The 12042-nt window shown below is 66.4% G+C and carries 13 protein-coding genes; all 13 read right to left on the minus strand.

The features are described 5' to 3' along the window. Positions 1 to 11: 11 nt before the first annotated feature. The 13 genes from ACQR0U_RS10320 to ACQR0U_RS10380 are packed head-to-tail and all read right to left on the minus strand — an operon-like array spanning position 12 to position 11907. Positions 12 to 1379 carry a sensor histidine kinase gene (locus ACQR0U_RS10320; protein WP_315752381.1) on the minus strand — a complete coding sequence of 456 codons (1368 nt, stop codon included), beginning with the start codon at positions 1377 to 1379 and terminating at the stop codon, positions 12 to 14. After that, entirely contained in the window at positions 1354 to 2811 is a 1458-nt protein-coding gene (locus ACQR0U_RS10325; RefSeq protein ID WP_315713484.1) for a sigma-54-dependent transcriptional regulator, read from the minus strand. The genes ACQR0U_RS10320 and ACQR0U_RS10325 overlap by 26 nt, the downstream gene beginning before the upstream one ends. A gap of 8 nt (positions 2812 to 2819) precedes the next feature. Next, positions 2820 to 3860: a hydrogenase expression/formation protein HypE gene (hypE, locus tag ACQR0U_RS10330; protein WP_434843160.1), complete on the minus strand. Its 1041-nt coding sequence runs from the start codon at positions 3858 to 3860 to the stop codon at positions 2820 to 2822. Next, a complete protein-coding gene (hypD, locus tag ACQR0U_RS10335; protein WP_315752379.1) occupies positions 3857 to 4984 on the minus strand; it encodes a hydrogenase formation protein HypD in 1128 nt (375 codons plus the stop codon). Before hypD ends, hypE begins: the two co-directional genes overlap by 4 nt. Beyond that, positions 4981 to 5217 carry a HypC/HybG/HupF family hydrogenase formation chaperone gene (locus tag ACQR0U_RS10340; RefSeq protein ID WP_316169838.1) on the minus strand — a complete coding sequence of 79 codons (237 nt, stop codon included), beginning with the start codon at positions 5215 to 5217 and terminating at the stop codon, positions 4981 to 4983. The genes hypD and ACQR0U_RS10340 overlap by 4 nt, the downstream gene beginning before the upstream one ends. Further along, positions 5217 to 7484 (minus strand): carbamoyltransferase HypF, encoded by a 2268-nt coding sequence (hypF, locus tag ACQR0U_RS10345; RefSeq protein ID WP_434843161.1) that lies wholly within the window; start codon positions 7482 to 7484, stop codon positions 5217 to 5219. Before hypF ends, ACQR0U_RS10340 begins: the two co-directional genes overlap by 1 nt. Beyond that, positions 7481 to 8458 (minus strand): hydrogenase nickel incorporation protein HypB, encoded by a 978-nt coding sequence (gene hypB, locus ACQR0U_RS10350; protein WP_316184049.1) that lies wholly within the window; start codon positions 8456 to 8458, stop codon positions 7481 to 7483. The genes hypF and hypB overlap by 4 nt, the downstream gene beginning before the upstream one ends. Beyond that, the gene (gene hypA, locus ACQR0U_RS10355; protein ID WP_315713490.1) at positions 8458 to 8799 is read right to left on the minus strand and encodes a hydrogenase maturation nickel metallochaperone HypA; all 342 of its coding nucleotides are present in this window, start codon (positions 8797 to 8799) and stop codon (positions 8458 to 8460) included. The genes hypB and hypA overlap by 1 nt, the downstream gene beginning before the upstream one ends. Beyond that, on the minus strand, positions 8792 to 9898 hold the full coding sequence (locus ACQR0U_RS10360) for a nickel-dependent hydrogenase large subunit (RefSeq protein WP_434843162.1): 1107 nt from the start codon (positions 9896 to 9898) through the stop codon (positions 8792 to 8794). The genes hypA and ACQR0U_RS10360 overlap by 8 nt, the downstream gene beginning before the upstream one ends. Beyond that, complete coding sequence (hybE, locus tag ACQR0U_RS10365; RefSeq protein WP_315752373.1) at positions 9895 to 10395, minus strand: [NiFe]-hydrogenase assembly chaperone HybE; 501 nt, start codon at positions 10393 to 10395, stop codon at positions 9895 to 9897. Before hybE ends, ACQR0U_RS10360 begins: the two co-directional genes overlap by 4 nt. After that, positions 10392 to 10604: a rubredoxin gene (locus ACQR0U_RS10370; protein ID WP_315752372.1), complete on the minus strand. Its 213-nt coding sequence runs from the start codon at positions 10602 to 10604 to the stop codon at positions 10392 to 10394. Before ACQR0U_RS10370 ends, hybE begins: the two co-directional genes overlap by 4 nt. Next, on the minus strand, positions 10601 to 11464 hold the full coding sequence (locus ACQR0U_RS10375) for a hydrogenase expression/formation protein (protein WP_315752371.1): 864 nt from the start codon (positions 11462 to 11464) through the stop codon (positions 10601 to 10603). The genes ACQR0U_RS10370 and ACQR0U_RS10375 overlap by 4 nt, the downstream gene beginning before the upstream one ends. Continuing rightward, positions 11461 to 11907 carry a hydrogenase accessory protein gene (locus ACQR0U_RS10380; RefSeq protein ID WP_315769264.1) on the minus strand — a complete coding sequence of 149 codons (447 nt, stop codon included), beginning with the start codon at positions 11905 to 11907 and terminating at the stop codon, positions 11461 to 11463. Before ACQR0U_RS10380 ends, ACQR0U_RS10375 begins: the two co-directional genes overlap by 4 nt. Positions 11908 to 12042: the final 135 nt, after the last annotated feature.

Genomic DNA, 12042 nt, shown 5'->3' on the forward strand with positions numbered 1-12042 from the left:
CGCCGCTATGGTCAAGCCGCCGGCAAGCTGAAAGAGAACGTGGCGCCGCCCTGCGGCTCGTTGCTGGCCAACAGCTCGCCGCCGTGCTCGCGGACGATGCCGTAGCTGATCCACAGCCCGAGCCCCGTCCCCTCCCCGACGCGCTTGGTCGTGAAGAACGGCTCGAAGATGTGGGTCAGATGATCCTTGTCGATGCCCGGGCCGTTATCGGTGATGCGAAAGGCGATCTCGCTGCCCTGGCGCGCCACCGCGACCAGAAGGCGCGGCAGGTCGGTCGATCGCATCGCGTCGATCGCGTTCTCCACGAGGTTGACGATCACCTGATGCAGCTGGCCTTCGTTGCCCAAGATCCACAGATCCGGCTCGACCTCGATCTGGATGTCGACACGATGCTGCTTGGTGCGCCCTGCCCACAGCACGGCCGTATTGATCAGTCGCTCGATGTTGACGCGCTCGACCTCGCCGAGCTTCGAGAACGACAGGCGGCGCAGGTTCTTGACGATCTCGCTGATGCGCACCGCGCCTTCCAGCGTGCCGTCGATCAGCGGCCCGAAATCCTCGAGGATGGCGTCGATCCTCAGATCCGAGCGAAGCGCGGCGATGTCCTCGCTGACCGGCTGCTCATGGATGGCATCGAGATAGCCGACCAGCGAGGTGCGGTAGCGCATCAGGGTGTGGATGTTGCCATAGACGAAGCTGATCGGATTGTTCAGCTCGTGGGCCACGCCGGCGACGAGCCGGCCGAGGCTCGCCATCTTCTCCTGCTCGACCAATTGCCGCTGCGCCCGCTGCAACTCCTGATGCGCCTTGTGCAGGGCCTCATAGGCGCGGCGCAGCTCGCCGATCGGACGGCCCGTCAGCACGACGCCGATGAAGCGGCCGCGATGGTCATGCCGCGGCGAGCTGTTGATCGCGAACAGATCGGAGCTGACGCCGGCTGCCGCGGCAAAGCGCAATTCACCGTCGACCACATCGGCGCTGCTGCGCGGCTTCAGCAGCGAGGCGAGCTTGGGCCGATGATCGGGATCGATCATCTCGGCGATATCGCGACCGGCGATGTCGGCCAAGGCCCGTCCCGATGTCTGCAGGAATGCGGAGTTGGCCTGCTGTACCGTGCCCCTGGCGTCGCAGACGACCAGGATGTCGGAGACGGACTCGATCACGTTGGTGACGAAGGCCTGGGCTTCCTCGAGCTCGGCGTTCTTGTGCTCGAGATCGACCTCGTAGCGCAGCAGGTCGGAATAGACCTCGTCCATCTTGCGGATCACTTCGATCCACACGCCTTCGCGCTCGCTGTCGAGTTCGAGCGTGCTGCTGCTCGCGATCAGCTTGAGCAGCGTGTCAGCCCCGGACTCAGGAGAGTGAGTGGCCTTTGCCATGTTTCTTCAGATCGTATCTCGACAATTTGTTCCGGAGCCCCACCCTTGACAGGCCGAGCTCGCTGGCGACGCGACTGATGTTACCATCATATTTCTCCAGACAGTGAACGATGATGGTCTTTTCAAGATCCTCGACCCTGTCCTTCAGGCTCCCGGAACCGTTGAGCTTGCCATTGGCGATCGCGGGCGCGGCGCGGCGGCCGTTGCGCCGGCCGGCGAACGGCGGACAGCGCAGTTCGTCGGCATCGGCCAGCACGGCCATGCGCTGGATCTCGTTCTGCAACTCGCGAACATTGCCGGGCCAGTGATAGCGGGAGAATTCCTCCAGCGCCGCCGGTGCGAACCGCAGATGCGGCCGGTTGAACGATGTCTTCACCGCCGACAGCACGCCCTCGGCGATCAGCGGAATGTCCATCGGACGCTCGCGCAAGGACGGCATGTGCACCGGAAACGCGGCGAGCCGGTAGTACAGATCGCGGCGGAAGCGGCCGGCTTCGACTTCGGCCTCGAGATCCCGGTTGGTGGCCGCGACCACGCGCACGTCGACCTGGCGCACGCGCTGCGCGCCGAGCGGCCGGATCTCGCTCTCCTGCAGCACGCGCAGCAACTTGACCTGAAAGGCAGGGGATGTCTCGCCGATCTCGTCGAGAAAGATGGTGCCGCCGTCGGCGACCTCGAACAGGCCGATGCGGTCCTGATAGGCACCGGTGAACGCGCCCTTCTTGCAGCCGAACAGCTCGCTCTCGAGCAGCTCATCGGGCAGCGCGCCGCAATTCTCGACCACGAAGGCCTTGGTGGCGCGCGCAGAGCCATAGTGAATCGCACGCGCCAGGAGCTCCTTGCCGGTGCCGGATTCGCCGGTGATCAAGACCGAGATGTCGTAGTCGGCGGCGCGCCGGCCGAGCTCGATCACGTTGCGCATCGGGCTCGCCGCCGAATGCACGATGCGGTCGAAATCATAGAGCTGCTTGGCGGCGCCGCGCTTGACCGACACCACCTTCTTGATGTGGGCCGGCGTGGCCTTCACGTCGACGCCGGCGGTCTCCGTCTCCTTCTGCAGCCGGTACAACTGCACGGCCTCGCGGACGATCTCGATCAGGCGATCCGGCTGCCAGGGCTTTGTGATGTACTGATAGATGCCGGCCTCGTTGAGGCCGGCGATGATGTCCTCGGAGTCCGAATAGCCGGAGATGATCATCCTGACAGGGTCGGGCCACATCTCGCGCACGCGCTTCAGGAAGCTGACGCCGGATTCCTGCGGCATGCGCTGGTCGCAGATCACGGCGTGCACGATCTCGCCTTCGAGCAGCTTCTCCGCGTCGTTCGTGTTGCCGGCACACAAGACCTCGAAGTCCTGGTTGAGGACGCGGCGCAGCGCCTCCTGCGACCGGACCTCGTCATCCACGACCAGTATCGTTCCCTGGATCCCCATCGCGCGTCTCAGCAGATCCGCGGCAACTGCTCGCCGGACAGCCAGTCGACGATGCGGCCGCCGCCGAAGCTCGTCGCCATCTGGACGAAGCGGTGATCATCGGCCACCGCTTCGCCGATGTCAGCCGCATCGCGGCCGAGCGGATGCGCCCTCATGGCGGCGAGCACGGCGCCGGCCAGCTCCGGCGCGACGATCGCGACGAGCTTGCCCTCATTGGCGACGTGGAGCGGATCGAGCCCGAGCAGCTCGCAGGCGGCAGCGACCGCAGGCTTCACCGGAATCGCTTCCTCCTGCAGACGGAAGCCGAGATTGGACTGCTGCGCGATCTCGTTCATCGTGGCCGCAACCCCGCCGCGCGTGGGATCGCGCATCAGCCGGATGCCGGCGCCGCCGGCTGCAACCATGTCGGCGACGAGCCCGTGCAGCGAGGCCGAGTCGGAGATGATCTCGGTGTCGAAGGTGAGGTTCTGCCGCCGCGACATGATCGCCACGCCGTGATCACCGAGGCTGCCGGACAACAGCACGCGGTCGCCGGGCCTGGCCTTGTCGGCCGAGAGATCGAGGCCGTCCGGCAGCACGCCGACGCCGGCGGTGGAAATGAACACGCCATCCGCCTTGCCGCGCTCGACCACCTTGGTGTCGCCGGTGATGATCGCAATGCCCGCCTCGCGCGCCGCCTCGCCCATCGCATCGGCGATCCGTTTCAGGTCGGAAAACGCAAACCCCTCCTCGATGATGAAGCTCGCCGACAGATACAGCGGCCTGGCGCCGGCCATGGCGATGTCGTTGACCGTGCCGTGCACCGCCAGCGAGCCGATATTGCCGCCGGGGAAGAACAGCGGCGAGACCACATAGCCGTCGGTCGTCATCACCATGCGGCCGGCGGCGACGCCGAACGCCGACTGGTCGTTGCCACGCGCCAGCCATTCATTGCCGAACGCCTCGTGGAACAGGCCGGCAATCAGTTGCGCCATCGCGCGACCGCCGGCGCCATGCGAGAGATCGACGCAGCCGTTCTTCATGTCGAGCCGGCGCTGATGCATGCTCATGATGCAAGCCTCCGCTGATGGTCGCGGAAGCGGCCATAGGTCCAATGCGCCGCGCAGGCGCCTTCCGACGACACCATGCAGGAGCCGATCGGCGTCTCCGGCGTGCAGGCGGTGCCGAACAGCCGGCAGTCCACCGGCTTCTTCAGGCCGCGCAGAATGGCCGGACATTCGCAGGCCGGATTGTCGGCCACAACCAGCTCGGACATGGCGAAGCGCAGCTCGGCGTCGAGATGCGCGAAGGCGGGCCGCAGTTTCAATGCGCTCGCCGGAATGCTGCCGAGGCCGCGCCATTCGAACTGGTCGCGCAGTTCGAAGATCTCGGCGACCTCGCGGATGGCGCGCTGGTTGCCGCTGGCGGTGACGGCGCGACGGTACTGGTTCTCCACCTCGTGGCGGCCGTCATTGACCTGCTCGATCAGCATCAGGATCGCCTGCATCATGTCGAGCGGCTCGAAGCCTGCGATCACGACGGGCTTGCCGTCATCGCGCGCGAACGGCGCGTAGGGCTCGGTGCCGATCACGGTCGAGACATGCGCCGGCCCGACGAAGCCGTCGATCTCGACCGTGTCGTCGCTGTCGAGGATCGCGCGCATCGCCGGCGGCGTCAGCACGTGGTTGCAGAACACGGTGAAGTTCGACAGCTGCTTCTTCTCGGCGGCCCGGATCATCACGGCGGTCGGGGGCGTCGTGGTCTCGAAGCCGATGGCGAAGAACACCACCTCGCGACCAGGATTCTGCTCGGCCAGCGCGATCGCATCCAGTGTCGAATACACCATGCGGATGTCGGCGCCGCGCGCTTTCGCCTTGAGCAGCGAGGACCCGCGCGAGCCCGGCACGCGCATCAGGTCGCCATAGACGCAGAGGATGACCTCGGGCCGTTCGGCCAGCGCGGTCGCCATATCGATGCGCCCGGCCGGCAGCACGCAGACCGGACAGCCGGGGCCATGGATCATGCGCACATTGTCGGGCAGCATGTCCTCGAGGCCATAGCGCGCGATCGCATGGGTATGGCCGCCGCAGAACTCCATGAAGCGATAGGCGCGCGCCGGATCGGCCTTGGCGCGGATGGCGCGCGCAAGACCTGTCGCCAGCTCCTTGTCGCGAAACTCGTCGGCATATTTCATGGTCTGACCTCCGCCACAGCCTCGCCCATCTGCCGGAGCAGGTCGAGCGTCTCGCGCGCCTCCTCCGGATCGATCTTGGCCAGCGCGTGGCCGACATGAAGAATGACGTGGTCTCCGACGGCGATCTCCTCGATCAGCGCGACCGAGACCTCCTTGCTGACACCGTCGATCGAGACGATCGCCATGTCATCGGCCAAGAGCTTGATCACCTCGGCGGGAATGGCCAGGCACATCAGACGGTCCCTCCAGACATCATGTTGTTTTGTGTGAGATGCAGACCGGCCACCCAGGCCTGCCCGAGGCTGAGGCCGCCGTCATTGGGCGGCAGACGGCGCGGCAGGAACGGATCGAGCCCTGCGGACCGGCAGCCGCGCACGATCTGTTCGGCCAGATGCGCATTGAGAAAACAGCCGCCGCTCAGCACGATCGTACCGATGCCGGTGGCACGCGAGGCTCTCACGATCCAGTCGACGCAGGCCGCGGCCAACGTGCCGTGAAACAGCCCCGCCGCTTCGACGGCGTCGAGATCACGCGCGATCAGATGCGCGAGCAGCGGCCGCAGCGACAGCACGCCATCGGCAATGGTCCAGCCGCGCTCCAGCGCCGCCGGTTCGCGCACCAGCGCCTCCAGCTTCATGGCCGCCTCGCCTTCGTAGCTCTGCACCGTACTGACACCTAGCAGTCCGGCCACGGCATCGAACAGCCGGCCGGCGCTGGTGGTGACCGGAGCATCGGCACGATCCAGCAGCATGGAGATGTTGCGCGACTGTGTCTGGGCCGCGAAACGCCGCCCGATCTCGTCACCGCGACCGATGTCGTGCAGCACGGACGCCGCCATCCGCCACGGCTCGCGTGCGGCCCGGTCGCCGCCCGGCATCTTCAACGGAGCGAGATGGCCGAGGCGCCGGAAGCCGGTGCCGTCGCACGACAGCAGTTCACCGCCCCAGGCGCCGCCATCGCTGCCATAGCCGTAGCCATCCAGCACCAGCGCGAGGGCGGGGCTGGTCACGCCATGCTCGGCCATGACCGAGGCCGCATGCGCCTGGTGATGCTGCACCGGCAGCGTCGGCAGACCGTGTGCCTGCGCGAACCGCGTCGACGCCATGTCCGGATGCAGGTCATGCGCGATCGCGACCGGCTGGACGTCGAGGATGGCGGTGAGATGCGCAATCGTCTCCTCGAAGAAGCGGATCGCCGCCGCCGTGTCGAGATCACCGAGATGCTGCGACACGAACGCCTCGTCGCCGCGCGTCACCGTGACCGTCGCCTTCAGGTGAGCGCCGACCGCGAGCACCGGCGGCATGGTGCGCGCGAGCCGGATCGGCTCCGGAACATAGCCGCGCGCACGCCTGACGAAGCGGGGAACGCCGGCCACGACGGCAAGCACGGAATCGTCGGCGCGGATGACGATGTCCCGGTCGTGGGTGACGATCAGGTCCGCAATGTCGGCAAGATCCGCGAGCGCCTCGGCGTTGTCGGTCAGCAGCGGCTCCCCGCTCGGATTGGCGCTGGTGCAGACCAGCGCCCATGGTCTGTCGGCAGCCGCACGGCGGCCCGCCTCCAGCACATGGAAGATCAGATGATGCAGCGGAGCGACCGGCAGCATCACCCCGATCTTTGCGAGGCCTGGTGCGACCGAGGACGCAACACGCTGGCGTGAGCGCAATAGCACGATCGGCCGCGCCCCCCGCTCCAGCAGCGCGCGCTCAGGCGCATCGATCTCGGCAATCTCAGTTGCGGCGTCGGCCGTGGCCAACATCACGGCAAACGGCTTGCCGTCGCGCTGCTTACGCGCGCGCAGTCGCCGGACGGCCTGCTCATCCTGGGCGTCACAGAGCAGCTGATAGCCGCCGAGACCCTTGATGGCGACGATCCTGCCATTCGCGAGCGCGGCTGCGATATCATCGATGCCATGGCTGAGCCGCGGACCGCAGCGCGGACACGAGATCGCCTCGGCATGAAAGCGGCGCCCTGCAGGATCTTCGTAGTCGGACCGACACGCCTCACACATCGGAAAGTGCTTCATCGCCGTGGACACGCGATCGTAAGGCAGGCGCTCGGCGATGGTGAAGCGGGGGCCGCAATGGGTGCAGTTGACAAAAGGATAGAGATGGAAGCGGCTGCCGGGATCGAACAGCTCGGCCAGGCATGCGGCACAGGTGGCGGCGTCCGGCACGATCCGCGTCGTGACGCGCCCGCCCACGCTCCCGGCGATCCGGAAGCCCGTGCCGATACCGGCCGCGATCGGCTCGACGGCGATGTCGTCGATGCGCGCCAGCGGCGGCGTCTGCCGCGGCAGGGACTCGACGAATTCGGCGACCTCGTCGCCCTCGACCTCGATCAGCACGCCATCGGCATCGTTGGCGACGAAGCCGCCGAGCCGATGGCGGGTTGCCAGACCATAGACATAGGGACGAAAGCCGACGCCCTGCACGGCCCCGCGGACGCGGAGCCGGAGGCACGTATGGTTCGCCGCCGATGTCCGGCCGGGCGTGCTCATCCCCGCACCGCGTTCGCTGCGCCCGCCCGCATCCGCTCAGACTGCTTCCTGATCCAGGCGTAGAACGCCGAAAGGCCCTCGCCTGTCTTCGCGGAGATCGTCAGTACCTCGATCTTCGGATTGACTCGGCGGGCATATTCGATCGTCTGCGCAAGATCGAAATCGAGCACCGGCGCCAGATCGATCTTGTTGATGAGCATCAGCGATGACGCTGCAAACATGTCGGGATATTTGAGCGGTTTGTCCTCGCCCTCGGTGGTCGAGAACACGACGATCTTGCAGGCCTCGCCGAGATCGAAGGCGGCCGGACATACGAGGTTGCCGACATTCTCGATGAACAGCAGCCCGCCGCGCAGTGACGGCAGCCGGCCAAAGGCTTCGCCGACCATGGCCGCGTCGAGATGACAGCCCTTGCCGGTGTTGATCTGGATCGCCGGCACGCCGGTGGCGCGGATGCGCTCGGCATCGTTGGAGGTCTGCTGGTCGCCCTCGATCACCGCGACGGGCCGACTCTGCTTGAGATCGGAGACGGCGCGGACCAGCAGCGAGGTCTTGCCGGCGCCCGGGCTGGAAACGAAGTTGAATGCCAGCACGTCATGCGCGGCGAAGCGCGCGCGGTTTTCTGCCGCGAGCCGGTTGTTCTTGCCGAGAATGTCGCGTTCGATCTGGATGATGCGCCCGCTGGAAAGGCCGGCAACCTCCTGCCCGGCCGGATTGGCCGAACAGTCGACGTGGTCGGCAGCATGATCATGTTGATGATCATGCGCGCGACCGTGATCATGCGGGTCATCATCGTGATGGTGACCATGCTCGTGAACATGATCATGATGATGATGGCCGTGATGGTGATGATGTCCGGACTGATCATGGCTGTGATCATGTCCATGAGCCTGATGATGCTTACCGTGATCGTGATGATGATCACCGGATTCGACGGAGGGCTTGCCGTCGCTGCAGCCACACACCGTGCACATTACTCGACCTCCAGCTCCTTGACCCGCATGTCCTCACCGCCCGTGACCTGCAGCTGATGACTGCCGCAGGCCGGACAAGACTGATAGCGTTGACTGATCTCGACGCCGCGCGAGCAGCCCAGGCACCATGCCGTGCCCGGCTGTTCGATGATCTCGAGCGCTGCCCCCTGCAACAGGGTCTTCGCTGTCACCGCCTCGAAACAGAATCGCAGCGCCTCCGGCGCGACATGGCTGAGCGCACCGATCTCCAACCACACGGTCTTCACCGTGGAGAAAGCGCCCTTACGTGCCTCCTGCTCGACGATCTCGACGATGCCTTCGCACAACGCCATCTCATGCATCGGCCATCCCCCGGAACGCCAGGTGATAGCCGACGCAGGGATCGAACGATCCGACCATCGTATGGATGGCCTGGCGATCGACGGTGCCGCGCAGCGCAACCCCCGTGAGGCTCCTCACGACAGGACCGCGCGGGTGAAAATTCCATTCCGTCGGCGCCAGATACTCGAAACGCGAGACCGCGCCGTGCGCATCCAGCTCGATCGCGTGATGCAGCCGGCCGCGCGCGCATTCGACTGCGGCGGCGCCGCGCCGCGACCCGAGCGCGTAGCTTGCGACGGCATGCGGGTCGGCCGCCTGGTCCTCCGCCTCGCCGGTCTCGATCCAGCGGAACAGCTCAGCAATCTCAGCTATCTTGGCTGAGAGACGTTCGACGGAACCAGCCGATGCCAATTGATGGCGCTCCGCATAGCGGGCCCAGACTCCGGTCTCCGGAACCCGGCCGTCGAGCTCGGGAGCCTCAGCAAAGGCAGATCCCACGTCGATCAATTGCGTGACGATGGCGCCATCATCGGCGGCCGACAGGATGTCATGCTCGGCCGGCATGTGCCTCCATCCTCCATCATCGGCGGCCTTCCGGGCCGCGTCCATCATCGATGCAAGCGGAGTTCCCGGCAGAACCGGCTCCGCTGGCAAGCCTATGCCCAGAGCCACCATGCCCGTCTTGATCTGAGACAAGGTTGCAGCGCGAGATTGCTGCGGGGCATCAGCGCCGGAATGCATCTGCAGCGACGCAACCGCTTGCAACAACCGTTGTGTCAGCGGGGCCGCACTGCGATTGTCCGCCATTGAAGCAATCAGCAGACCGCGCATGAGTTCTGCGAAGCGTTCCGTCAGCACGGCCTCGATCCGACGATGATGCGTCGACGGCTTCGCCTGCTCGCCGCGCGCCGCTTCCAGCGCCGAGAGCAGCGCGACCTGATGCGCACCGGCGCACAGCGAGAACAGCCGCGGCAGCGCCGCAAGCAGCATTTCGGCCGGCTTGCCGGCGAACAGCCGTCCCAGCGGCGGCCGCGTGCGCGGCTGAATGTCGACGCCTGTGATCCGCCGATCGGCGACCGACAGCGTCACGTCGATGCGGTTGCGAAAGCCGAGGGTCATGCGCGGCCCTCGGAGAGGGTGCCGCGCAGGAACGCGCGGCGATCGATCGTCGACGCCTTCGCGGCGCGTTCGGACAACGCCTCGTCCTCAGGTGCCGCCATCAGCGCGGCCAGCGCGGCCTCCGCCGCCGCACGCGCCGCGGCCATGTCCGCGAACTCGAACATCGGCGAGAACAGCGAGCAGCTCGCGATCCGCCCGATCCCGGCGATATCGCCGATCGTGAACTCGAACGAGCCGGCCGGAAGCACGATCTTGACGACGGATCCCGCGGAGTCCTGGGCGGCCGGAGTGACCACGTTCATGAACCAGGGCGTGACGACGATGCCGAGGATGCGGCCCTCAACCACCGAAAATCCGATCGCCTCGACGTCGAGCGCGTCGTGATAGATCGGCAGCTCGCGCATCGCACGCGCGCCGATCCCACGATAGACGCCGGCGAGACGCTCGCCCCACGCGACCGGCGTGACGTCAGACGTGCCCTGCGCGTCCGCGCTCATTGCTCGACCACCATGAACTTGGTCTTCGGCGCGTCGCAGTTCGGGCAATGCCAGTCGTCCGGCAGCGCCGCGAACGGCGTGCCCGGCGCAATCTGCGCGACGCCGTCACCGTCGGCCGGATCGTAGCGCGTCCAGCAGATGCCGCACTCCAACAGCGCGTCATCAGCGAGATCGCTGCGGACACCGTAATTCTCGAAGCCGCCGTTCATGTGAAATAGGCCTCGATGATCTGGGTCAGGCGCTCGGCCGAATCCTCGAAATCCTCGGCCGCGGCGAGCGCGACCACCGGCACGCCGCCGACTTCGAGGGTGTCGAGAATGATCGTATCCATGGCGTTGAAGAATTGCACCGACCAGACATGGCGGATGCCGGTCGCGAGCACGCGGCAGGTGCCGTAGCCGCGCGACATCAACTGGATCGGGCCGTTGCCGAGCGTCTGCTGCAGGAAGCTCATGTCGGCCGGGCTCATCGGCAGCAGCGTGAAGTTGATGGTCTGCGAGCGCTGGCCCGGTCGCCAGGACAGCGCGCGCTCGCGGATCTCGGCGAGCACCGGCAGCGCGTTCATCGTGCCCTCGGGCACCGGTCCGATCGCGATGTCATTTGCGGTCAGGTCGGCGGCCGCGCGCGACACGATCTCCGGCACGGCGCCGACTTCGATGTAGTCGTGGCGCTCATCCGCTTCCAGCCGCACCCGCCAGATGCCGGCGAGCACCGATTCCTGGATCTGGGCGAGCGTCCCGTCGGGAAGAGCCACGACGCCCGCGACCTCGCCCTCGCCCAGCACGTCGTCGATCAGCCGCCGCTCGAGATCGTTGAGGCCTTCGAGACGGAATAATTGCGTCAGTGCGCCGGCCGTCTGCGCCGCGGTGGCGGATGCAATCGTCGACAGCAGTTCGACCGCGCGCGGACAGCTCCGCGCCAGCGCCTCCGAGTCGAGCGAGGCCAGCTTGGCCAGCGCTCCGGAGGCGGTCAGCCCCTTGTGGGAGGTATCGAGCGCCTCTTCGCCGATCGGAAAGATGTTGACCGGCTCCTCGGCTCCTTCAGGCGCGATCCAGAATCCCGGCTTCATCGCTCGACTCCCGCAGGCTGATGGACTGGGACGATGCTGGCGACGACCGCCGCCGTCGCGCCCTGCGGCCGGTCGATCAGCCGCGAGATGCGATCGACATAAACAGACCAGTCCTGGATCTTGGCAATCAGGCCGAGCGTCTCTCCCCCGCGGCACAGGATCAGGCTCGGCTGCACACGCACGCCGAATCGCGCCCCGATCTCGGCCTCCGCTTCGCGCGCGACGACCGCGCCGCGCAGCCGGCCCTGAAACGCCGTGATCAGCTCCGGCAGCACGATGGCCACGTCCAGTGCCTCTGGAAACCGCGCGGGATCCCCGGCCGACAGCAGCACGGCGACAAGCCCGGCGCAATCAGCCTCGGAGAGAAAGGCATCGACGGTGCCCGTATCGACCTCCGGCAACCCGCCTCGCGCGCGCGCGGGGTCACGCTGCTGCATTTCCATCGGTGTTTCTCCCTGACCAGTTATCGTTGCCATATTCCCCATGATCAGCAATCGACGTGCCAGACGCCCACGCCGGGCCAGGAATGCTCAAGGCATTGAAATATATTAAGTTTTTATTGCAACTAAAGGATTGCG

The organism is Bradyrhizobium sp. HKCCYLRH3097, assembly GCF_051167875.1.
Classification (GTDB): domain Bacteria; phylum Pseudomonadota; class Alphaproteobacteria; order Rhizobiales; family Xanthobacteraceae; genus Bradyrhizobium.